Source organism: Leptothrix discophora, assembly GCF_030705305.1.
Taxonomy (GTDB): Bacteria; Pseudomonadota; Gammaproteobacteria; order Burkholderiales; family Burkholderiaceae_C; genus Sphaerotilus; species Sphaerotilus discophorus.
The window spans coordinates 53,298-76,106 of the sequence record NZ_JAUZEE010000011.1 but is presented as its reverse complement, the minus strand read 5'-3'; the positions used below and the strand labels follow the sequence as shown (position 1 = coordinate 76,106).

At 72.9% G+C, this 22,809-nt stretch carries 19 protein-coding genes and 1 riboswitch; of the genes, 15 read left to right on the top strand and 4 right to left on the bottom strand.

Annotation, left to right across the window (positions count from 1 at the left end):
* Positions 1 to 62 precede the first annotated feature (62 nt).
* Positions 63 to 1,499 (bottom strand): adenosylhomocysteinase, encoded by a 1,437-nt coding sequence (gene ahcY / locus Q8X39_RS17365; protein ID WP_305750947.1) that lies wholly within the window; start codon positions 1,497 to 1,499, stop codon positions 63 to 65.
* A gap of 112 nt (positions 1,500 to 1,611) precedes the next feature.
* A riboswitch (S-adenosyl-L-homocysteine riboswitch) is annotated at positions 1,612 to 1,696 on the bottom strand.
* Positions 1,697 to 1,830: 134 nt separating this feature from the next.
* Here ahcY and Q8X39_RS17360 point away from each other — a divergent pair.
* The 10 genes from Q8X39_RS17360 (at position 1,831) to Q8X39_RS17315 (ending at position 14,363) form a co-directional block, all read left to right on the top strand.
* On the top strand, positions 1,831 to 3,096 hold the full coding sequence (locus Q8X39_RS17360; RefSeq protein WP_305750946.1) for a YbfB/YjiJ family MFS transporter: 1,266 nt from the start codon (positions 1,831 to 1,833) through the stop codon (positions 3,094 to 3,096).
* A gap of 79 nt (positions 3,097 to 3,175) precedes the next feature.
* Positions 3,176 to 3,829 carry a dioxygenase family protein gene (locus tag Q8X39_RS17355; protein WP_407068026.1) on the top strand — a complete coding sequence of 218 codons (654 nt, stop codon included), beginning with the start codon at positions 3,176 to 3,178 and terminating at the stop codon, positions 3,827 to 3,829.
* A gap of 111 nt (positions 3,830 to 3,940) precedes the next feature.
* Complete coding sequence (locus tag Q8X39_RS17350) at positions 3,941 to 5,380, top strand: ProQ/FINO family protein (RefSeq protein WP_305750945.1); 1,440 nt, start codon at positions 3,941 to 3,943, stop codon at positions 5,378 to 5,380.
* A gap of 156 nt (positions 5,381 to 5,536) precedes the next feature.
* Positions 5,537 to 8,380 carry an EAL domain-containing protein gene (locus Q8X39_RS17345; protein WP_305750944.1) on the top strand — a complete coding sequence of 948 codons (2,844 nt, stop codon included), beginning with the start codon at positions 5,537 to 5,539 and terminating at the stop codon, positions 8,378 to 8,380.
* Entirely contained in the window at positions 8,377 to 9,444 is a 1,068-nt protein-coding gene (locus tag Q8X39_RS17340) for an HDOD domain-containing protein (RefSeq protein ID WP_305750943.1), read from the top strand. The genes Q8X39_RS17345 and Q8X39_RS17340 overlap by 4 nt, the downstream gene beginning before the upstream one ends.
* Positions 9,445 to 9,531: 87 nt before the next feature.
* Positions 9,532 to 10,500 (top strand): ATP-binding protein, encoded by a 969-nt coding sequence (locus tag Q8X39_RS17335; RefSeq protein ID WP_305750942.1) that lies wholly within the window; start codon positions 9,532 to 9,534, stop codon positions 10,498 to 10,500.
* Positions 10,497 to 11,789, top strand: a complete 1,293-nt coding sequence (gene nosR / locus Q8X39_RS17330) for a response regulator c-di-GMP phosphodiesterase, NosR family (protein ID WP_305750941.1) — start codon at positions 10,497 to 10,499, stop codon at positions 11,787 to 11,789. Before Q8X39_RS17335 ends, nosR begins: the two co-directional genes overlap by 4 nt.
* A 115-nt stretch (positions 11,790 to 11,904) precedes the next feature.
* Complete coding sequence (gene purT / locus Q8X39_RS17325; RefSeq protein ID WP_305750940.1) at positions 11,905 to 13,149, top strand: formate-dependent phosphoribosylglycinamide formyltransferase; 1,245 nt, start codon at positions 11,905 to 11,907, stop codon at positions 13,147 to 13,149.
* Positions 13,150 to 13,253: 104 nt separating this feature from the next.
* On the top strand, positions 13,254 to 13,454 hold the full coding sequence (locus Q8X39_RS17320; RefSeq protein ID WP_305750939.1) for a hypothetical protein: 201 nt from the start codon (positions 13,254 to 13,256) through the stop codon (positions 13,452 to 13,454).
* Between the two features lie 42 nt (positions 13,455 to 13,496).
* Positions 13,497 to 14,363, top strand: coding sequence for a hypothetical protein (locus Q8X39_RS17315; RefSeq protein ID WP_305750938.1), 867 nt, complete (start codon positions 13,497 to 13,499; stop codon positions 14,361 to 14,363).
* 10 nt (positions 14,364 to 14,373) lie between these two features.
* On the opposite strand, the gene Q8X39_RS17310 is transcribed toward Q8X39_RS17315, so the two are convergent.
* Positions 14,374 to 15,456, bottom strand: a complete 1,083-nt coding sequence (locus Q8X39_RS17310) for a DNA glycosylase AlkZ-like family protein (protein ID WP_305750937.1) — start codon at positions 15,454 to 15,456, stop codon at positions 14,374 to 14,376.
* A 68-nt stretch (positions 15,457 to 15,524) separates the two neighbouring features.
* On the bottom strand, positions 15,525 to 16,706 hold the full coding sequence (metK, locus tag Q8X39_RS17305; protein WP_305750936.1) for a methionine adenosyltransferase: 1,182 nt from the start codon (positions 16,704 to 16,706) through the stop codon (positions 15,525 to 15,527).
* Positions 16,707 to 16,898: 192 nt separating this feature from the next.
* Between metK and Q8X39_RS17300 the strand changes: the two genes are divergently transcribed.
* From Q8X39_RS17300 to Q8X39_RS17280, 5 genes are all read left to right on the top strand, one after another.
* Positions 16,899 to 17,813, top strand: a complete 915-nt coding sequence (locus Q8X39_RS17300; protein WP_369538121.1) for a lysophospholipid acyltransferase family protein — start codon at positions 16,899 to 16,901, stop codon at positions 17,811 to 17,813.
* Positions 17,814 to 17,842: 29 nt separating this feature from the next.
* Positions 17,843 to 18,718 carry an LpxL/LpxP family acyltransferase gene (locus Q8X39_RS17295; RefSeq protein WP_407068027.1) on the top strand — a complete coding sequence of 292 codons (876 nt, stop codon included), beginning with the start codon at positions 17,843 to 17,845 and terminating at the stop codon, positions 18,716 to 18,718.
* 65 nt (positions 18,719 to 18,783) lie between these two features.
* Positions 18,784 to 19,686, top strand: coding sequence for a diaminopimelate epimerase (gene dapF, locus Q8X39_RS17290; protein ID WP_305750934.1), 903 nt, complete (start codon positions 18,784 to 18,786; stop codon positions 19,684 to 19,686).
* Complete coding sequence (locus Q8X39_RS17285; protein ID WP_305750933.1) at positions 19,683 to 20,363, top strand: DUF484 family protein; 681 nt, start codon at positions 19,683 to 19,685, stop codon at positions 20,361 to 20,363. The genes dapF and Q8X39_RS17285 overlap by 4 nt, the downstream gene beginning before the upstream one ends.
* A gap of 2 nt (positions 20,364 to 20,365) precedes the next feature.
* A complete protein-coding gene (locus Q8X39_RS17280) occupies positions 20,366 to 21,322 on the top strand; it encodes a tyrosine recombinase XerC (protein ID WP_305750932.1) in 957 nt (318 codons plus the stop codon).
* A gap of 17 nt (positions 21,323 to 21,339) precedes the next feature.
* Here the strand turns inward: Q8X39_RS17280 and xylB are convergent, their stop codons facing one another.
* The gene (xylB, locus tag Q8X39_RS17275; protein WP_305750931.1) at positions 21,340 to 22,806 is read right to left on the bottom strand and encodes a xylulokinase; all 1,467 of its coding nucleotides are present in this window, start codon (positions 22,804 to 22,806) and stop codon (positions 21,340 to 21,342) included.
* Positions 22,807 to 22,809 lie beyond the last annotated feature (3 nt).

The window sequence follows — 22,809 nt, the reverse complement described above, 5'->3', positions numbered from 1 at the left end:
GCCCCAAGGTTCATGGCACCCCCTCGGGGGGTGGCCTGGCGTACCCGCCAGGCCGGGGGCGATCAATAACGGTAGGTGTCGGGCTTGTACGGGCCGGTCTTCGGCACGCCGATGTAGGCGGCCTGCTCCTCGCTCAGCTCGGTCAGGTGGGCGCCGATCTTCTTCAGGTGCAGGCGGGCGACCTTCTCGTCGAGGTGCTTGGGCAGCACGTAGACCTTGCCCTGCTCGTAGTAGTCGGCGTGCGTGAACAGCTCGATCTGGGCGATGGTCTGGTTGGCGAAGGACGAGCTCATCACGAAGCTCGGGTGGCCGGTGCCGCAGCCCAGGTTCACCAGGCGGCCCTTGGCCAGCAGGATGATGCGCTTGCCGTCCGGGAAGATGACGTGGTCGACCTGCGGCTTGATCTCCTCCCACTGGCACTTCGCCTCGATCGACGCGACGTCGATCTCGTTGTCGAAGTGGCCGATGTTGCAGACGATCGCCTGGTCCTTCATGCGCGCCATGTGCTCGTAGGTGATGACGCTCTTGTTGCCGGTCGCGGTGACAAAGATGTCGCCCATCGAGCAGGCCTCGTCCATCGTCACGACGCGGTAGCCTTCCATGGCCGCCTGCAGCGCGTTGATCGGGTCGATCTCGGTGACCCAGACCTGCGCCGACAGCGCGCGCAGCGCCTGGGCCGAACCCTTGCCCACGTCGCCATAGCCGGCCACGACGGCGATCTTGCCGGCCACCATGACGTCGGTCGCGCGCTTGATGCCGTCGACCAGCGATTCGCGGCAGCCGTACAGGTTGTCGAACTTGCTCTTGGTGACCGAGTCGTTGACGTTGATGGCCCGGAACATCAGCGTGCCCTTGGCGCTCATCTCCTTGAGGCGGTGCACGCCGGTGGTCGTTTCCTCGGTCACGCCGATGATCTCGGCCGACTTGCGGCTGTACCAGGTGGCGTCGACCTTGAGCTTGGCCTTGATCGCGTTGAACAGGCAGATCTCTTCCTCGCTGCCCGGGTGGTCCAGCACCGACAGGTCGCGCTCGGCGCGCTTGCCCAGGTGCATCAGCAGCGTGGCGTCGCCGCCGTCGTCCAGGATCATGTTCGGGCCTTCGCCGGGCGTGCCGGCCGCGCCGAAGTCGAAGATGCGGTGGGTGTAGTCCCAGTAGTCGACCAGCGTCTCGCCCTTGTAGGCGAACACCGGCGTGCCCTCGGCGACCAGCGCCGCGGCGGCGTGGTCCTGGGTCGAGAAGATGTTGCACGAGGCCCAGCGGACCTCGGCGCCCAGCGCCTGCAGCGTCTCGACCAGCACGGCGGTCTGGATGGTCATGTGCAGCGAGCCGGTGACGCGCGCGCCCTTGAGCGGCTGCCGGGCGGCGAATTCCTCGCGGATCGCCATCAGGCCGGGCATCTCGGTCTCGGCGATCTTGATTTCCTTGCGGCCCCAGGCGGCCAGCGACAGGTCGGCGACGACGTGGTCGACGGCGGGGATGGGTTTGACAACAGCGTTCATCGAAAGACTCCGGTGGGTCCGTCGCCTGACGCGGTCTGGAGGGGAAGCCGGGCCGGCGCCCGATGCGGATCGGACGTGCTGCGACTCACCCAGGAGACTCGCGCGGGATGCGAGCGGGTGAGCGCCGTTGGCCATTCAAGGGTCTTCGAGCCTGGGGCGGATCGGGGTCGACCGGCCTTGCAACGCTCCTCGAAAACGGGCGCGATTCTAGCCATCCCATGGATCGGGGGGGCCGGCGCAGGGGGATCGGGGGCGAGGGAAAGGGGTGGGGCGTGACGTCGTGCCGGACCCGAGGACGCTGTGGCCGTGCGACACCTAGACTGACCGGACGATGAGCTTGCCGCCCCCTGCCACCTACACCCGCCCGGAGGCCCTCACCACCGCCCTCGGCCTGGCCCTGGCCGCGGCCGTGTCGCTGGGGCTGGCGCGCTTTGCGTATGGGCTGGTGCTGCCGGCGATGCGTGCGGAGCTGGGCTGGAGCTACTTCCTGGCCGGCGCGATGAACACCGCCAACGCGGCGGGCTACCTGGTCGGCGCGCTGCTGATGCCGCGGCTGCTGCGGCACCACGATGCCCGCGCGCTGCTGCTGTGGGGCGGCTGGGGCAGTGCGCTGCTGCTGGCCGCGCATGCGTTCACGCGGTCCGATGCGGTGCTGCTGGTGCTGCGCACGCTGTGCGGCTGCGCCAGTGCGGCGAGCTTCGTCTGCGGTGGCCTGCTGGCCGCGCGGCTGGCGACGGCGTCGATGCCGGCCGCCGCCGTGTCGCCGGACGGCGCTTCGTCGCACCACGCCGGGCTGATCCTGGGGCTGTACTACGGCGGCGTCGGGCTGGGGATCATCGCGGCCTCGCTGGGCGTGCCGGCGCTGGTGGGCGCGGTGCCTTCGCCGCCCTGGACCGGCTGGCCGGGTGCCTGGCTGCTGCTGGGCGCGCTGGCGGCGCTGTTCACCGCGACGACCGCCCGGTTGACGCGCCGGCTGCGTTCGCCGCCCAGCGCCGCAGCGACGGGTTCGGCGCGGGCCTCCGCCGCCTGGCGTCCGATGGGCTGGCTGCTGGCCGGCTACCTGATGTTCGGGCTGGGCTACATCGGCTACATGACCTTCGTGGTCACGCTGCTGCGCGAGCAGGGCCGCAGCACCGGCGAGATCGTCGCCTTCTACAGCCTGCTGGGCGCGGGCGTGTGCGCCTCGTCCTGGCTCTGGGCCGGGCTGCTGCAACGCCACCGCGACGGCCGGCCGCTGGCGCGCCTGAACACGCTGCTGGGCCTGGCGACCGCCCTGCCGGTGCTGGCCGCCTGGATCGGCGGGGCCGCGCCGCTGGTCTGGCTGTCGGGACTGCTGTTCGGCTCGGTGTTCCTGAGCGTGGTCGCCTCGACCACCGCCTTTGTGCGCCACAACCTGCCGCAGGCGGCCTGGCCGGCCGGCATCAGCGCCTTCACCATCCTGTTCGCGGCCGGCCAGATCGTCGGCCCGGGGCTGACCGGCCGGGTCGCCGACGCGGCCGGCGGCGTCGTCGCCGGCCTGACGCGCGGACTGGCGGTCTCGGCCGGCGTGCTGCTGCTGGGCGGCCTGCTGGCGAGGCGGCAACGCGCCCTGGCCTGAGCGGCATCTGCCCGCAGGCGCGACAGGGTCGGTGCAGCGGTGCCACCATGATTGCCCCACTGCTCGCCGAGGACCGACCATGACCGCTGCCGCTGACCACGACCGCCGCGCCCGCCGACAGGGCCTGCGCCTGGGGGCCGGGCTGGCGCTGCTGGGCCTGCCGGCGCTCTGGCTGCCGGCCCGCGGCCAGGACGGTGCGCCGCTGCGCCCGACAGTGTCGCAGGCCGAAGGCCCGTTCTACCCGGTGCGCCTGCCGGCCGACGGCGATGCCGACCTGCTGCGCAACGGCACGCGGATGCCCCGGCGCGGCCAGCCGGCCCAGCTCGAAGGCCGCCTGGTCGACCTGCGGGGTCGGCCGCTGGCAGGGCTGCAGGTGGAGATCTGGCAATGCGACGCCGACGGGCACTACCACCACCCGGGCGATGGCGACCAGGCCGATCCCGGCTTCCAGGGCTGGGGCCGCGCGAGCGTCGACGGCGAGGGTCGCTGGCGCTTCCGCACGATCCGGCCGGCGCCCTACACCGGCCGCACGCCGCACATCCACGTCAAGGTGAAGGACGGCCGCCGCGAGCTGCTGACGACGCAGCTCTACGTTGCCGGCGAGCCCGGCAACGAGCGCGATGGCCTGTACCGCTCGATCCGCGATCCGCGCGACCGCGCGGCGCTGACGGTGGCCTTCGAGCCCGGTCCGCAAGGCCTCGTCGGACAGGCCCGGCTGGTGCTCGACACCTGAGCGCAACGGCCCTGCGCGGGGCCGTCGCACGTCGACGGCGACGGGAAACGCGGCTGGCCCGACAATCGCGGCCTCGTTTCCTGCCGATCGGCCTTCCAGTGCCGCCGCGCCATGTCCATCGACCCGACCCAAGACCCGACCCAACCCGCCGCCGAGAACGCCGACGCGACCCCTGATCGCGTGGCCGTCGCCGCACCGGCGGAGACCTCTGCCGCGCCGGCCGCCGAACCCGCAGCCGCTGCGGCGCCCGAGGTGCCCGAGGCGGTCGCCGCCGTCGACGAGGCCGGTGCGACCGACCCGGTCGAGGCGGCGGCCGACGCGCCCGACCCGGCCGATATGGCCGACACGCCCGACATGGCCGACATGGCCGACACGGCTGACACGGCCGACACGGCCGAAGCGACCGCCGACCCGGCCAACTCCCCCGAACCCGACGAACCCGCCAAGCCCGGCCTGTCGCCCGCCGACTGCGCGCGCGAACTGGCGCAGCGCTTCCCGGCGCTGTTCGACGGCCCGGCCAAGCCGCTGAAGCTGCGCATCCAGGCCGACATACAGGTGCGTGCGCCGGGTGTCTTCAGCCGCACGGTGCTGTCGGCCTTCCTGCGCCGGCTGACCGGCAGCACGGCCTACCTGAACGCGCTCAGCCGCGCGCCGCAGCGCCTCGACCTCGACGGCCAGCCGGCCGGCGAGATCAGCGACGAGCACCGCCAGATCGCCCTGGAAGAACTGGCCCGCCGCCGCGCGCTGCGCAACGAGCGCCGCGTCGCCGAAGGCGGTGCGCAGCCGGCCCGTGGTGGCCGGGGTCCGCGCCCGCCGCGTGCGGCCGAAGGCCAGCCGCCGGCTGCGGACGGCAGCAGCGCCACCTCCCCCGCCCCCGTCGCGGCCGATGGCTCGACCGCTCCCGCCCCCAGCGCACGCCCGCCGCGTGGTCCGCGCCCGCCGCGCGACGGTGCGCCGCGTGAAGGCCAGCGTGAAGGCCAGCGCGAAGGCGGCCGCGACGCCGGTCGAGGCGGTGAGCGCCGCGAGCCGCGCGGCGATCGTCCGCCCCGATCGCCGCAGGCCGGCCAGCCCGTTGCTCAACACCCGGGCCAGCCCCCGCGCGACGGCCAGCCGCGCCGCGACGGGCCGCGTCCCGATGCACCGCGCCGTGACGCCCGGCCGCCGCGTCCGGAAGGCCGCCAGGACGGTCGCCAGGACGGCCGTCCCGAAGGCCGTGGCGATCGTCGCCCGAACGACCGCCCGCCGCAGCGCGGTGGCGAGGGGCCGCGCCAGGACCGCCGTCCCGACCCGCGTGCCGAACAGCGCCCGGAGGCCGCCGAGGCCCGCATCGAGGACCCGGAGCGCCGCCAGCGCGCCCGGCTGCTGCGCGAGTGGGAAAGCACCTCGCTGACGCGCGCCAACTTCTGCGTGCTGCGCGGCGTGCCCGAGGCCCAGTTCGACGCGCTGCTGGCGCAGGCCCGCGCCGAGGCCAAGGCCCACGCGCCGACCGGCGCCCCGACCGGTGCCCCGTCCTTGCCGCGTGGCGAGCGTCCGGCCAAGCCGAGGGCTTGATCGCCGCGCGCTGAGGCCTGAAGTGCTGCGCCGCCGGGGTTCTTTTCGGCCCTTCGCGGCGGGCTCGCGGACCTAGTCTCGGAAGACCGACGTCCCGCCTCCAGGCGGGCCGTCTCCCCTTCCCGAGCACGGCCCCACCGGCCCAGGCAGCCCGCGATGCCCTCAGACCCTCCGACGCCGCTGGCGTCGTTCCCGATCTCCGGACCTGCGCCGCATGCGCCCACGGTCCAGGCCGCGCTGCAGGAGGCCTTGCGCCAGGTCGCCTGGCATGCCGGCATGCTGGCGCGCACCGAGGCGCTCAGCCGCGCCGGTTCCTTCGAGGTCGAGTGGCCGTCCGGCCGCATCAAGCCCTCGCTGGGCCTGCGCACGCTGCTGGGCGAATGCGAGGCGCTCGGTCTGGGCGATGTCGCGCCGACCGCCTCGGCGACGCGGGGCTTCGACGAGGCGCTCAACCCCTGCCGCAGCCTCAACCTCGCACCCGGCTGCACACGCGACTGCCAGCCAGCATCCGACTTCATGGCGGTCGACGCGCTGGCCTGGGTGCCGGCCGAGGAACGCGCCTATGTCGCCGGGATCTGGCGCAACGCCGAGCTGGACGAGCCCTTCGAGTTCCAGCATCGCGTGATCTGCCGCGACGGCCGCCGCCTGGTCGTGCTGCACCGGGGCGTGCGCAACGCGACCCATGGCGTGGCCATGCTGCACGACCTGACCGCGCAGCGCGAGGCCGAGCAGCGCATCCAGCACCTGGTCCACCACGACGAGATCAGCGGCCTGCCCAACCGGGCGGCCCTGCTCGACCAGATCGACGCCGCGATGCATGCCGCGCGCTGGAGCGCCAGCGGCCTGGCGCTGCTGGCCATCGACGTGCCGCGCATCGCCGAGATCAAGGCCAGCATGGGCTATGGCGCTGGCGACACGCTGGCGATGTCGCTGGCCGCGCGCCTGAAGGACCATTGCGGCGAAGGCGCCGTGATCGCCCGCGTCGGCGACACCGAATTCGCCTGGCTGATCGAGCTGCCCGCAGCGCACGGGTCCGAAGCTGCTCCCGTCCCCGTTCCCGCACCCGCACCCGCACCCGCACCCGCACCCGTTCCCACACCCGCCGTCGATCCGGAGGCGCAGGTGCGCGAGCGCGCCGAGGCGCTGCACGCGGCGCTGTGCGCACCGGTCCGGCTCGGCAGCACGGAAGTCTTCCCGCTGCCCGCCATCGGCATCGCCGCCTTCCCGGCCGATGCCGACAGCCCGGCCGGCCTGATCGAGTCGGCCCAGTCGGCCCGGCTCGGGCTGACCGCCGGCGGCGGCGTCGGGCGCTTCCACCAGTCGGTGGCCGACCGGGCGCGGCGCGACATGCACGTCGAATCGGAGCTGCGCCACGCCATCGCCCACGGCGAGCTGAGCCTCGTCTACCAGCCCCAGGTCGAGCTGGGCGGCGGGGCCGTCTGCGGCGCCGAGGCGCTGCTGCGCTGGACCTCGGCCCGGCTGGGCGTGGTCTCGCCGGCCGAGTTCATCCCGATCGCCGAGCGCTCCGGCCTGATCGGCGCGATCGGCGACTGGGTGCTCCACCAGGCCTGCACGCAGGCGGTGGCCTGGCGACGTGCCGGCCTGCCGCCGCTGCGCATCTCGGTCAACCTGTCGCCGGTGCAGCTGCAGCGGCCCGACTTCGCGCGGCATGTCCAGGCCGTGCTTCAGCAGACCGGCGCGACGCCCGAGCAGCTCGCCGTCGAGCTGACCGAGAGCACGCTGCTGCACGACATCGACAGCGCCAACAGCGTGCTCCATGCGGTCAAGGCGCTGGGCGTGGAGATCGCACTGGACGACTTCGGCACCGGCTACTCCAGCCTCAACAGCCTGAGCCGGCTGCCCATCGACGTGCTCAAGGTCGACCGGTCCTTCGTGCACGACGTGACCGCCGCGACGCAGCGGGTGTCGGTCACGCGGGCCATCATCCACATGGCCCACGGCCTGCAGATGCGCGTGCTGGCCGAGGGCGTCGAGACCGAGGGCCAGCTCGCGCTGCTGGCCTCGCACGGCTGCGACCTGATCCAGGGCTACTGGTTCAGCCGGCCGCTGGACCCGCAGGCCTTCGAGGCGCTGCTGCGCTCCGGCCGGCGCCTGCCCGAGCCCTTCGTCAAGCGCACCGAGCGCGAGCGCACGCTGCTGCTGGTCGACGACGAGCCCAACATCCTCAACGCGCTCAAGCGCCTGCTGCGCCACGACGGCTATCACATCGTCACGGCCACCAGCGCGGCCGAAGGCCTGCAGCGGCTGGCCGAGCAGACCGTCGACGTGATCGTCTCGGACCAGCGCATGCCGGGCATGACCGGGGTGGAATTCCTGCACCGCGCCCGCGCGCTCTACCCGTCGACGGTGCGGCTGGTGCTGTCGGGCTTCACCGAGCTGCAGTCCATCATCGACGCGGTCAACGAGGGCGCGATCTACAAGTTCCTGACCAAGCCCTGGGACGACCAGCGCCTGCGCTCGCACGTCGCCGAGGCCTTCCGGCAGAAGGAGCTGTCCGACGAGAACCGCCGCCTGGCGCTGCAGGTCGAGACCGCCAACGCCGACCTGGCCGCGCTCAACGAGCGCCTGGGTGCGCTGCTGGGCCAGCAACGGGTCCGGACCGAGCTGATGGCCGCCAGCGCCGACGGCCTGCGCGACGTGCTCGACGAGCTGCCGGTGGCCCTGCTGGGCGTCGATCCGGAAGGCATGGTGGCCTATGCCAACGGCGCCGCCGAGGGTCTGCTGCACGAGCGCGGCCTGCCGCTGGGCCTGGACCTCGGCGAGGTGCTGCCCGAGCTGCAGGCGGCCGGCGGCGGCGACGGCCAGGGTCCGGGCCTGTCGCCGCACCTCCGACTGGGCGGACGCGATTTCCGCGTCATCGTCAGCCCGGTGCGCCGCCCTGGCCAGGTCCACGAGGACCCACCACGCGCGGTGCTGTTCTGGCCGGAGGACGGCCGCCCGGATGGCGGACCGGTCCGCCGTGGGGAGCGGTCTCGATGATCGCCACCGACGACCGCCTGTTCCGCCGCAGCGCCCGTGCCGGCGGCATCCACCCCCTGCAGCGGCTCATCGGGCTCTACCGGCGCGGTGCGCCGGAGACCGGCTGGGACGTGTCGACGCACGGCCTGCTGCATGACCTGCCCCCTGAGACCCGGCACGACGGACCGGCCGCCCGCCCGGTCGACCCGCCGCCGCCGGGCGCGGGCTGGCGCATCGACGCGGACAACCTGACGCGCCGCGTCAGCCAGCTGCCGGCGCTGCCGCAGGCCGTGCTGCAGGCGCTCGCGCTGCTGCGCAGCGACACCGCCAGCGACACCGACTGCGCCGCGCGCATCGCGCTCGACCCGGCGATCACCGCGCGCATCCTGCGGCTGGCCAATTCGGCCTTCTACGGTGTGTCCGGCCGGGTCGCGACGATCCGCGATGCGGTGCTGCTGCTGGGCCGGCGCTCGATCGGCGCGATGCTGGCCGCCGCCGCCGTGGCCGACAGCCTGGCGCGCAGCCCGCTGGCCGGACATCCCGAGGTGGCGGCGACGATGGGCCACTTCTGGCGCCATGCGCTGGCCAGCGCGCTGGCCGCGCAGGCGCTGGCGCGGGGGCGTCCACCGGACCAGGACGTTGCCTTCACCGCCGCGCTGCTGCACGACATCGGCCGTCTGGTGCTGTGCGGCTACCACGCCGACGGCCTCGCGGCGGTGCGTGCCGCCGCGGCCGTCGACGATGCCGACACGCTGCCCTTCGAGCGCGCGCTGCTGGGCCTGGACCATGCCGAGGTCGGCGCGATGGTGGCGCGCCACTGGCGTTTCCCGCCCGAGGTGGTCGCCGCGATTGCCGCGCACCACGGGCCGCCCGCCGGTGACGGGCCGGTCACGCTGGCCGATCTTGTGCACCTGGCCGACGCCATCGCGCATGTGCTGGACCTGGAGGACGATCCGGCCGAATCGGTGCCGGCGCTGGCGCCGTCGTCCTGGCGGCGCATCGCGCTGGACGACGACGAGGCGCAACGGGTCTTCGGCGACGTCGAGGCCGGCGTGCGTGCGCTGTCGAAGTCGTTGCTGGGCTGATCCCGCTGCTGGCCCGATGCCGCCGCAGCCCCCGCCTGCCTGTTCCTGTTCCCTTCCCGTCCACCTCCCGCCGACGAGAAACCCGACATGACCGCTGCCACCTCCCTGTGCGACACCCGTCTGACTGACCCGGCCAGTCGCTGCCAGAAGTGCCCGTACGCCGACCAGGTCGACAACCTGATGCGCAGCAACGACTCGTTGCAGCAGGTCAACCGCCAGCTCAAGACCACCCGTGACCAGCTGACCCAGTCCGAGCGCCTGGCCTCGATCGGCCAGCTCGCCGCCGGCGTGGCGCACGAGATCAACAACCCGGTCGGCTACGTGTTCTCGAACTTCGGCACGCTGCAGAAGGTCCTGGCCGACCTCTTCCGCATGCTCGATGCCTACGAGCAGGCCGAGCCGCTGCTGGCCGGCACGCCGGCGGCCGCGACGCTGGCCGGGCTGCGCCGCTCGATCGACCTCGACTACCTGAAGGAAGACGTGCCGGCGCTGATGAACGAGTCGCTCGAAGGCCTGACGCGGGTGCGCAAGATCGTCCAGGACCTGAAGGACTTCTCGCGCGTCGACGCCCGCCAGGAATGGGAGTGGACCGACCTGCGCAAGGGCCTGGACTCGACCCTCAACATCGTCAACAACGAGATCAAGTACAAGGCCGACGTCGTGCGCGACTACGGCGCGATGCCCGACGTCCAGTGCCTGGCCTCGGAAATCAACCAGGTCTTCATGAACCTGCTGGTCAACGCCGCCCACGCGATCGACCAGACCCGCGGGACGATCACGATCCGCACCGGTCACCACGACGCGCCGGACGGTGGCACGGTCTGGGTCCAGATCGAGGACGATGGCTGCGGCATTCCGCTCGACCACCTGCAGCGCATCTTCGACCCCTTCTTCACCACCAAGCCGGTCGGCCACGGCACCGGCCTGGGCCTGTCGCTGTCCTACGGCATCGTGCAGAAGCACGGTGGCCGCCTGACCGTCGACAGCAAGGTCGGCGAGGGCACCCGCTTCAACCTCGTGCTGCCGGTGCGGCGCCACGAAGGAATCCCGGCATGACGGTCGACGCGCCTGACGGACGAGGGGCAGGCACGACCGTGCTGTGCGTCGATGACGAGGCCAACATCCTCGCGTCCCTCAAGCGCGTGCTGCGCGGTGCCGGCCACCAGGTCCTGAGCGCGCCGGGTGGGGCCGAGGCGCTGGAGATCCTGTCGCGGCGGCCGGTCGACGTCGTCATCTCCGACATGCGCATGCCCGGCATGGACGGCGCGCAGCTGCTGGAGGCCGTGCGTGCGCGCTGGCCGCAGGTGGTGCGCATCCTGCTGACCGGCCATGCCGACATGGCCTCGACCGTGGCGGCGATCAACCGCGGCCAGATCCTGCGCTTCGTGCACAAGCCCTGGGACGAGGCCGAGCTGCTCGGTGCGGTCGCCGAGGGCCTGGAGCGGCTGGCCCTGCAGCGCGAGCGCGACCGGCTGGAGGCGCTCACGCGCAGCCAGAACGACGCGCTCAAGGACCTCAACGCCGAGCTGGAATCGCGCGTGCAGGCCCGCACCGCCGAGCTGGCCGAGGCCAACGACAAGCTGCGCCGCAACCACCTGAAGGCGATCAGGGTCTTCTCCAGCCTGCTGGAACTGCGCGGCGCGCAGCTCGCCGGCCATGGCCGGCGGGTCGCCGAGATGGCCCGTGACATCGCCCGCAAGATGGGCCTGCCCGAAGCCGAGGTGATGGACATCTTCGTGGCCGGCCTGCTGCACGACATCGGCCAGATAGGCCTGGGCGACGCGCTGCTGGGCCGGCCGCTGGCCCGCTACGACGACACCGAGCTGGCGGCCTACCGCAGGCACCCGATGCTGGCCGAGCCGTCGCTGATGGCGCTGGACGACCTGCAGGCGCTGGTGCCGCTGATCCGCTCGCACCACGAGCGCCACGACGGCAGCGGCTTCCCGGACAAGCTGGCCGGCGCGGCGATCCCGCTGGGCTCGCGCATCCTGGCCATCGCCGACGCCTTCGACGACCTGCAGAACGGCCACCTTGCCGACGTCCGCCTGACCGCGCTGGAAGCCCGCACGGTGATGCGCCGCGCCCGCGGCACGCAGTTCGATCCGGAGGTGCTCGACGTCTTCCTGCACCTGACCGAACCCGCCCCGCCGGCCGTGCGCATCCCGCCGCTGCCGACCGCCGCGCTGGAGCCCGCCATGGTGCTGTCGCAGGACCTGATCTCGGGCCGCGGCCTGCTGATGCTGACCGCCGGCCACACGCTGACCGCCTCGCTGATCAACCGCATCCGCGAGTTCGAGGCGCGCGAGGGCAGCGTGCTCGACGTCCACGTGGCGCCGCGCGGCTGAGGGCGGCCGGCGGGCCGCTGCGGTGCGCGGCAGGGCGGGCTGACGTCAGCACGGGGAGGGGCGGCGCGGCCAGAATCGCCGCTTCCGCCATCCCCGCAGCCCTGCACCGCACACCATGAGCACGACCCTCGGCACCCCGCTGTCCCCCCACGCCACCCGCGTCATGCTGCTGGGCAGCGGCGAGCTGGGCAAGGAAGTCCTGATCGCGCTGCAGCGGCTGGGCGTCGAGACCCTCGCCGTCGACCGCTACGAGAACGCGCCTGGCCAGCAGGTCGCCCACCACGCCCGCACGATCGCGATGAGCGACGGCGAGGCGCTGCGCGCGCTGATCGAGGCCGAGCGGCCCGACCTGGTCGTGCCCGAGATCGAGGCCATCGCCACGCCGGTGCTGGAGGCGCTGGAGGCCGAGGGCCGCATCCGCTGCGTGCCGACCGCGCGCGCCGCCCGCCTGACGATGGACCGCGAGGGCATCCGCCGGCTGGCCGCCGAGACCCTGGGCCTGCCGACCAGCCCCTACCGCTTCTGCGACTCGGCCGAGCAGCTGCAGGCCGCCATCGATGGCAGCGACGGCCAGCCCGCGATCGGCTACCCCTGCATCGTCAAGCCGGTCATGAGCAGCTCGGGCAAGGGCCAGAGCAGGATCGATGGCCCGGCCGATGTGCCCCAGGCCTGGGCCTACGCCATGGCCGGCGGGCGCGTCAGCCACGGCCGCGTCATCGTCGAGGGCTTCATCGACTTCGACTACGAGATCACGCTGCTGACCGTGCGCGCACGCGCCGCCGACGGCTCGGTCGAGACCCGCTACTGCGCCCCGATCGGCCACCTGCAGGTCAGCGGCGACTACGTCGAGAGCTGGCAGCCGCACCCGATGTCGCCGACCGCGCTGGCGCGGGCCGAGCAGATCGCCGGTGCCGTCACCGCCAACCTGGGCCTGGGCCTGGATGGCCAGCCGGCCGGGCTCGGGCTGTTCGGCGTCGAGCTGTTCGTCAAGGGCGAGCAGGTCTGGTTCAGCGAGGTCAGCCCGCGACCGCACGACACCGGCATGGTCACGATGGCGACGCAGTGGCAGAACGAGTTCGAGCTGCATGCCCGCGCCATCCTCGGCCTGCCGGTCGACACCGCGCTGAAGTGCCCGGGCGCGAGCGCCGTGATCTACGGTGGCGTGGACGCCGCCGGCATCGTCTTCGACGGGGTCGACGAGGCCCTGCGGGTGCCGCGCAGCGAGATCCGCCTGTTCGGCAAGCCCGAGAGCTTCGTCAAGCGCCGCATGGGCGTCGCGCTGGTCCATGACGAGGACGTCGAGCACGCCCGCGCGCAGGCCCGCCTGGCCGCCAGCAAGGTCCGGCCGCGAAAAGCCTGAATTGAAAGAACCTCGTGTTGATCGGCCTTCCAGCGTCGCGCCGGGCCGACGCCAGGGGCCGGTGACGGCCTGATCGGTCACCCCCCTGTGGCATATTCGTCGGCATGAAAGCGCTCAAGAGCCCGCTCGCCCGCGAAGTCCTCGCCGATCCCCTGGCCAGCGAGCAGTTGCGCCAGTTCATGGTCGCCCGTGAACGCAGCGCCGCCGGTGAACGGACCGTGCCCACGCCGCAGGTCATCGTGCTGCGCCAGCCCAAGGGCCGCACCTTGCGCCTGAAGCCGGTGGTCGTGCCCAAGGCCGCCTGATCCTGGGCCCGGCTTGATCCCCGCACCGTCGCGGCGCCGGCGATGAACGTCGCGCTGCCTGCCCTGGTGGTGTTCCTGGCGCTGCTGCCGGGCTTCATCGCCCGCTCGCGCATCAAGCGCGCCGAGCGGCTGTCGCTGGACTACTCGCCCTTCGGCCAGGTCGCCACCGAGGCGATGGTCTGGGCCATCGTGCTGCACGGGCTGTGGCTGGGCCTGGCCACGACGCTGGCGGCCTTCGACGCGCTGATCGGTGCCGACCCGCCGGCCGGCCGTCCGCCGCTCGATGCCGGCGTGGTGCTGCACCTGCTGGCCGCCCACGGCCCGACCCAGTCCGCGGCGCTCGACGTGGTCGCCCAGCACGCCGGTTGCATCGGCGTCTACCTGGCCACGCTGATCCTGTTCTCCTACGCCGGCCCGACGCTGCTGCGCCATGCGGTCACGCGCTGGCGCCTGGACCGCCGCGGCGCGCGTTTCAGCCCCTGGCTGCGCTTCTCGCAGGCGCCCTGGTACTACCTGCTGAGCGGGGCCGACTTCGCCGAGGACGAGGTGCCCGACTTCATCGCCGTCAGCGCCCTGGTCGACGTGGCCGGCCAGCCCTGGCTCTACAAGGGCATCCTCGACGACTACGACATCCAGCCCGACGGCCAGCTCGACCGGCTGGTGCTGGGCCAGGTGATCCGCCGCCCGCTGTCGGCCGACAAGGGCAGCGCCGGTGTCGACGAACGCCCCGGCTGGGGCCGCTTCTACCCGGTCGACGGCGACTGCTTCGTGCTGCGCTACGCCGAGACGATCACGCTCAACATCGAATACATCAAGCTCGCCCGCGCCGAGGACCCCGAACCCCGCCTGCCGCCGCCGGTGCTGCAGCCGGACGACTCGTTTGCACCGACGCAGCCGGTGTGGGGATGAGCTCGGCGCCTCAGCCCAGCCCGAGGAACTCGCTCATGCGCCCCAGCTCCTCGTCCAGGGCCTGGTCGTAGGCCGGCTCGGTGGGGCGGGCGGTGACGTAGCCGAGATTGGCATCGAGCCGGCCGTCGCGGACCTTGAGGTTGGCCCAGCCGATCACCTGGTCGCGCCAGAGCAGGGGCAGCGCGTAGTGGCCGCGCTGGCGCTGGGCGGGTGGGACGTAGGCCTCGAAGCGGTAGGCCCAGCCCCAGAACAGCTCGAAGCGGCGGCGGTCCCAGACCACCGGGTCGAAGGGGGCGAGCAGGCAGACGCGCTCGGGGTCGTGGCGGCGGCTGCGGGCCGGGTCCTCGCCTTCGGGCCAGTACCAGCGCAGGCCGTCCAGCTCGGCGCCGGGCCAGCGCGCGCGGGCCCGTTCGAGCGTGGCCGCGCGCAGGTGACGCCACTGCGGCACGCCGCCGGCCATCAGCAGGCTGAGCAGCTGCAGCAGGCCAGGCTCGGGCAGTGGCGCGTAGGTCTGCAGCAGCAGGTCGGCCAGGGTGTCGAGCGCGGTCAGCGGGTCGACCGGTGCCGGCGTGGGCTCGCGCGATGCGTAGAGCCGGGTGCCGCCCTCGCGCCGCGCCACCCGCAGCAGGCCGCGGTGGTGCAGGCCGTCGAGCAGCTCGGTGCTGGCGCGGGTCCGGCCGCCGAACCAGTTGCCGACGGTGCCGTGGTCGAAGCGCGCGTCGACCTCGCGCGGGTGCGCCTCGCCCCGCGCGCGCACGAAGTCGCGCACGGCATGGGCCTGCTGCCAGCGGGCCCCGTCCCAGGGCCGGCGTTCGGCGCGCGGGTGCAGCAGGGCCTGGACCTCGCGCGGCAGGAAGCCATAGTTGACGAAGAAGTCTTCCTCGATCGGCAGCGCCGGGTAGCGCTGTTCCAGCTCGCCGGCCCGGTAGCCGCGCACGCGGTGGCGCAGCGTCAGGTCCTGGGCCTTGGCGGGCGCGCGCAGCGGGTCGGCCTGGACGAAGCCGAGCCGGCGCAGGGCGGCCGGCAGGGAGGTCGGTGCGAACAGGCTGCGTGCCAGGGCATGGCGGCGCAGCTGGTCGAGGCGCAGGGGCATGGGTGGACCGGCTGAGCGGGGCAAGGCGACCGAGGCGCTGCGCGCCTGCCGTGCTTGCCTGCCGGGACTTACAGCCCGGCCGCTGCCCGCAGCGCGGTCGCCTTGTCCGTGCGCTCCCAGGTGAACTCCGGCTCCTCGCGGCCGAAGTGGCCGTAGGCGGCGGTCTTCGAGTAGATCGGCCGCAGCAGGTCGAGCATCTGGATGATGCCCTTGGGGCGCAGGTCGAAGTGCTCGTTCACCAGCTTGGCGATCTGGTCGTCGGGGATGACGCCGGTGCCTTCGGTGTAGACCGTGACGTTCATCGGCCGGGCCACGCCGATGGCGTAGGCGACCTGGACCTGGCACTGGCGCGCCAGGCCGGCGGCGACGACGTTCTTGGCGACGTAGCGGGCGGCGTAGGCGGCCGAGCGATCGACCTTGGACGGGTCTTTGCCCGAGAACGCGCCACCGCCGTGCGGGCAGGCGCCGCCGTAGGTGTCGACGATGATCTTGCGACCGGTCAGGCCGCAGTCGCCCTGCGGGCCGCCGATGACGAAGCGGCCGGTCGGGTTGATCAGGTACTTGGTGTCGGCGGTCAGCCATTCCTGGGGCAGCACCGGCTTGATCAGCTCCTCGCGGATGGCCTCGTAGAACGACGGGATCATCTTGTCGCCCAGGCTCTGCTCGGGGCTGTGCTGGGTCGACAGCACGACCGTGTCGATGCTGTGCGGCTTGCCGTCGACGTAGCGCATCGTCACCTGGCTCTTGGCGTCCGGGCGCAGGAAGGGCATGCGGCCGTCCTTGCGCAGCTGGGCCTGGCGCTCGACCAGCCGGTGGGCGTAGTAGATCGGTGCGGGCATCAGCTCGGGCGTCTCGTCGCAGGCGTAGCCGAACATCAGGCCCTGGTCACCGGCGCCGATGTTGAGGTGGTCGTCGCTGGCATGGTCGACGCCCTGGGCGATGTCGTTGCTTTGCTTGTCGTAGGCGACCAGCACGGCGCAACCCTTGTAGTCGATGCCGTACTCGGTGTTGTCGTAGCCGATGCGCTTGATGGTGTCGCGCGCGACCTGGATGTAGTCGACGTGGGCGTTGGTCGTGATCTCGCCGGCCAGCACCACCAGGCCGGTGTTGCACAGCGTCTCGGCGGCCACGCGGCTGCGCGGGTCCTGCTCGAAGATGGCGTCGAGGATGGCGTCCGAGACCTGGTCGGCGACCTTGTCGGGATGGCCTTCGGAGACGGATTCGGAGGTGAAGAGGAAGTCGTTCGCCACGGGTGGGGCTCCAGTTTTTCAGTTGAGGGTTGGCTGGTTCGCCCGCCTCGCTGATGGAGCCTGCGGCGAACGCTTTAGCGGCTCTTGGTCAGCAGCGTGTCGCTGCCGCGTGTCGGACAATCCTGGGTTGGATCACCGGCCCGTCGCCCCGCAAGTTGTTCTTTAACTCGGCGAAGCACTCATTCTAGACACGTGATTTCGACCCTCTTCCGTCTAACAGCCCGGCTTCCCCTGGGCTTTTTGCATCGCATCGGCCGCGCGGCCGGCTGGCTCGCCTTCCGGCTGTCGCCCAGCTACCGGCGCCGGTTCCGCGACCAGGCGGCGCAGGCCGGGGTCGACTGGCAGGCCGCCGAGCCGGCGATCGGCCAGTCCGGCTGCATGCTCGCCGAGCTGCCCTGGCTGTGGGCCCGGCCGCACGACAGCCGCCTCGGCGAGCTGGTCAGCTGGGACGGTGCCGAGCGCATCGACGCGGCGCTGGCGGCCGGCCGCGGGCTGGTCATCCTGACGCCGCACCTGGGCAGCTTCGAGATCATCGGCCAGGCCTATGCCGAGCGCTGGGGCCACCGCCAGCCGATGACCGCGATGTACCGCCCGCCGCGCAAGGCCTGGCTGCGCGAGCTGGTCGCCCATGCCCGCACCCGTCCCGGCCTGCAGACCGCGCCGGCCACGCTGGTGGGCGTGCGCCAGATGATCCGGGCGCTGCGCAGCGGCGGCACGATCGGCCTGCTGCCCGACCAGGTCCCGCCCGAAGGCATGGGCGTGTGGGTGCCCTTCTTCGGCCGTCCGGCCTACACGATGACGCTGGCCGCGCGGCTGCTGCAGCAGACCGGCGCGGCCTGCCTGATGGTCTCGGCCGAACGCCTGGGCGGCCAGCGCGGCTACCGGCTGCGCGTCGAGCTGCCGGCAGAGCCCATGCCGGGCACCGATGCGATGCCGATGGCCGGTGTCGATGCCCAGGCGCTCGCCGAGGCCGGCGCCAGCGTCGTCAACCGCGAGATGGAACGCATGATCCGACGCCTGCCCGGCCAGTACCTGTGGGGCTACCACCGCTACAAGGGACCGCGCTCGGCCGACCGCACGCCCGCGCCGTCCGGGGACCGTTCGTGAGCGGGCGTTCCGACAGCCCGTCGGCCCGCCTGGCGGCCTGGCTGCTGCTGGCCTTCCTGCACACGATCCAGTGGCTGCCGCTGGCCTGGCAGGCCGCCCTCGGGCGGGGCGTCGGCTGGTTGTTCTGGCGCTTTGCCAAGGACCGCCGCCGCATCGCGCTGCGCAACCTCGAACTCTGCATGCCCGAGCTGGACACCGCCACGCGCGAGGCGCTGGTGCGCGAGCACCTCGGCTGGCTGGGCCGCAGCCTGCTGGAACGCGGCCTGCTCTGGTACGCCTCGCCGGACCGGCTGCGCGGCCTGATCCAGGTCGAGGGCGACATCGGCCTGGCCGAACGCAGCGAGCGCCCGGTGATGTGGCTGGTGCCGCACTTCCTCGGCCTGGACGTGGCCGGCGCGGCGACCCAGCTGTTCCAGAAGCGCTGGGTCAGCTCGATCTACCAGACCCAGAGCAACCCGGTGCTGGACGCCGCGATGCGCAAGGGGCGGCTGCGCTTCGGCGTCGGCGAGGTCTACCCGCGCAGCGACAGCGGCAAGCCGCTGTTCCGCGCCATCAAGCGCGGTGATGCCTTCTTCAACCTGCCCGACATGGACTTCGGCGAGCGCGACGCCGCCTACGTGCCCTTCTTCGGCGTGCCGGCGGCCACGCTGCTGGCGCCGTCGCGGCTGGCCCGCGCGCTCAACATGGTCGTGCAGCCGGTGGTGGCCGAGATCCTGCCCGGCGGCCAGGGCTACCGGGTGCGCTTCCTGCCGCCCTGGGACGACTTCCCCACCGCCGACGCCGAGGCCGACACGCGCCGCATGAACGCCTGGATCGAGAGCGAGATCCGGCGCAACCCAGCGCAGTACCTGTGGGTCCACAAGCGCTTCAAGACGCGGCCCCGGGGCGAGCCGCCGCTGTACTGATCCGACCCTGGCCGCAGCGATCTTTTCGACACGTGCGCCGTCGCCCCGAAGCAGATAATTCCTCGATGCGATTGCACTTCACCAAGATGCAGGGCGCCGGCAACGACTTCGTCGTGCTCGACGCCACCCGCGCGCCGCTGGCGCTGTCGGCCGCCGACTACCGGTTCCTGGGCGACCGCCGCTTCGGCGTCGGGGCCGACCAGATCCTGGTGGTCGAACGCAGCGCGACACCCGGCGTCGACTTCCGTTACCGGATCTTCAACGGCGGCAGCGGCGACGAGGTCGAGCAGTGCGGCAATGGCGCGCGCTGCTTCGCCCGCTTCGTGCGCGACACCGGCCTGACATCGGCCAGCAGCGTCAGGGTCGAGACCGTGAACAGCCTGATCGAGCTGCACGTGCAGCCCGACGGCCGCGTCACCGTCGACATGAACCAGCCGGTCTTCGCGCATGAGCGCATCCCCTTCGACGCGAACGGCCTGAGCCCGCGGCCGCACAACGGCCATGCCAGCGACAAGGCCGATGGCTTCGACCTCTGGCCGCTGGCCCTGCCCGGCGCCAGCCTGCCCTCGGTCGACGTCGCCGTGCTGTCGATGGGCAACCCGCATGCGGTCCAGCGCGTGCACGACGTCGACACCGCGCCGGTGGCCGAGATCGGCCCGCGGGTCGAAGGCCATGCCCGCTTCCCGCGCCGCGTCAACGCCGGCTTCCTGCAGGTCGTCTCGCGCCGCGAGGTCCGCCTGCGCGTCTACGAGCGCGGCGCCGGCGAGACCCTGGCCTGCGGCACCGGCGCCTGCGCCGCGGTCGTCGCCGGCATCCGCCTGGGCTGGCTCGACCCCGAGGTCGACGTCCACACCCGCGGCGGCCTGCTGACCATCGCCTGGGCCGGCCTGGGCCACCCGGTGCTCATGACCGGCCCGGCACAGACCGTGTACACGGGCGAGATCCAACTTCCAGACCACGCAGCATGACCATTACTGGCATCACCGAGCAGGACATCGCCAACTACCTGGCGAACACGCCCGGCTTCTTCGAGCGCCATGCCGAGCTGCTCGCCAGCGTCGAGCTGGCCAACCCGCACGGCCAGCGGGCGGTGTCGCTGCAGCAGCGCCAGATGGAGATGCTGCGCGAGCGCATCCGGGGCCTCGAACGCCGCATCATGGACATGATCCGGCACGGCCAGGAGAACGCCGGCCTGGCCGACCGCCTGCACCACTGGACCCGCAGCCTGATGCTGGTGGCCGAGCCGGCCGACCTGCCCGACGTGCTGGTTGACGACCTGCGCGAGCAGTTCCTGATCCCGCAGGCGGCGATCCGGCTGTGGGACCTCGCGCCCGAGCATGCCGAGCGCCCCTGGGCCGCGCCCATCACCGACGAGGTGCGCAGCTTCGCCGCCGGCCTGACGCAGCCCTATTGCGGCGCCAACGCGGCCTTCGAGGCGGTGCACTGGCTGGCCGACGCGGCCAGCATCGCCTCGCTGGCGCTGATCCCCATCCGGCCCGACGCCGCCAGCCCGGTCTACGGCCTGCTGGTGCTCGGCTCGCCCGATCCGACCCGTTACAGCGCCGACATGGGCACCGAGTTCCTCAACCGCATCGGCGAACTGGCCGGCGCGGCACTGAGCCGGCTGCTGCCCGAGCCGGCCTGAACATGGCCCCGGCCGAGGACACGCCGCCCGTGCCGCTCGGCCCGGTGCCCACGGCCTTCCTCGAACACCTGCGGGTCGAACGCCGCCTGGCCGAGCGCACCCGCACGATGTACGGCGGCGCGCTGCGGCGCCTGCAGGCGTCGATGGCCGAACAGGCGCTGGCCTTCGACCAGGTCCGGCCGCACCACGTGCGGCGCTGGGCCGCGCAGCTGCACGGCCAGGGTCTGGGCTCGCGCAGCATCGCGATCCACCTGGCGGCCTGGCGCGGCCTGTACCGCTGGCTCGGGCGCGGCGGCCGCGTCACGTCCAACCCGGTCGACGGCCTGCGCCCGCCCAAGGGCCAGCGGCCGCTGCCCAAGGCCTTGCCGATCGACCAGGCCGTCGCGCTGGCCGATCACCACGACGAGGCCGGCGCGAACGACCCGCTGCTCGAAGCGCGTGACCACGCACTGACCGAGCTGCTCTACGGCTGCGGCCTGCGCAGCGCCGAGCTGCTCGGGCTGGACCTGCTGCCGGGCGGACCGGGCGGTGGCTGGATCGACCTCGACAGCGGCGACGCCGAGGTGCTGGGCAAGGGCAGCAAGCGCCGCGTCGTGCCGGTCGGCTCGGCCGCGCTCGTCGCGCTGCGGGCCTGGCTGGCGCTGCGGCCGAACCTGGCCCGCGCCGACGAGCCGGCGCTGTTCGTCAGCCGGCGCGGCACCCGCCTGACCGATTCCCAGCTGCGCCGCCGCCTGGCCGCCCGCGCGGTCCAGGCAGGCCTGTCCAGCCATGTGCATCCGCACATGCTGCGGCACAGCTATGCCTCGCACCTGCTGCAGTCCAGCGGCGACCTGCGGGCCGTGCAGGAGCTGCTGGGCCATGCCCAGATCAGCACCACCCAGGTCTACACCCGGCTGGACCACCAGCACCTCGCGAAGATCTACGACGCCGCGCACCCGCGCGCCCGCCGCAAGACCTGAGGCGCCCGCCGCCGGGCTCAGCCCCTGAACTCGTCCTTCAACGCGCGGTAGAGCCGCTGGAAGCGTGCATGCCGCGCCAGCAGGGCCGGGCGGGCGGCGGCGTCGGGCTCGAACACGCGGGCGACCGGCGGGGCGGTGCAGACCTCGGCCAGGCTGCCGCCGTCGGCCAGCCAGGCCAGCCGGGCGGCACCGAGCGCGCCACCGGCCTCGCCGCCCTCGCGGGTCACCATCGGCACGCCGATGACGTCGGCCAGCAGCTGCGCCCACAGGGGGCTGCGTGCGCCGCCGCCGACCAGCGTCAGCGAGGCCACCTCGCCGGGCTGCACGCCCAGGCTGTGCCAGCCGTCGTAGAGGCCGAAGGTGACGCCTTCGAGCACCGACCAGGTCAGCGTCGCGGCGTCGGTCTCGTTGCCCAGGCCGAAGAACACGCCCTGCGCCTGCGGGTCGTTGTGCGGTGTGCGTTCGCCGTTGAGGTAGGGCAGGAAGATCGGTGCGCGTTCGCGCTGCCCGGCCGTCAGCGCGGCGACCGGCGCGAGCATGTCGCCGACGCTGGCCGCGCCGAGCAGCTTGCCCAGCCAGCTCAGGCCGTTGGCGGCGCTCAGCATCACGCTCATCTGGTGCCACTGGCCCGGCAGCGCGTGGCAGAAGGCATGCATGGCCTGCGCGGGGTTGGGCCGGAAGCGGTCGCTGCTCAGGAAGATCACGCCCGAGGTGCCCAGCGAGACGAAGCCCTCGCCCGGCCGGACCGCGCCGATGCCGACCGCGCTGGCCGCGTTGTCACCGCCGCCTCCCGCCACCGGGATGCCGGGCGCGAGGCCCCAGCGCGCGGCCAGTTCGGGCTTGAGCAGGGCCGACACCTCGCTGCCCTCGACCAGCCGGGGCATGTGGTGACGGTCCAGGCCGCAGGCGGCGAGCACCGTGTCGGACCAGTCGCGTGCACCGACGTCCAGCCACAGCGTGCCGGCCGCGTCGCTCATCTCGCTGACCGATTCGCCGGTCAGCTTCAGGCGCAGCCAGTCCTTGGGCAGCAGCACACGGCGGGTCTGCGCGAACGTCGCCGGCTCGTGCGCGCGCACCCACAGCAGCTTGGGCGCGGTGAAGCCGGGCATCGCGAGGTTGCCGGTGATGGCATGCAGGTCCGGGCAGGCGGCCTCCAGCGCGATGCACTCGGCGGCGCTGCGGCCGTCGTTCCACAGGATGGCCGGGCGCAGCACCTCGTCGTGTTCGTCGAGCAGCACCGCGCCGTGCATCTGGCCGGACAGGCCGATCGCGCGCACCGCCGCCATCGCCGCGCCGTGCTGCGTGGCCAGGCGCTGCATCGCGCGGTCGGTGGCGGCCCACCACTGGGCCGGGTCCTGCTCGCTCCACAGCGGCTGCGGCCGCTGCACGGTCAGGGCCTCGCCGGTGGTGGCGACGATCCGGTGCCGCGCATCGAGCAGCAGCAGCTTGACTTCCGAGGTGCCGAGGTCGATGCCGAGGTACATGGG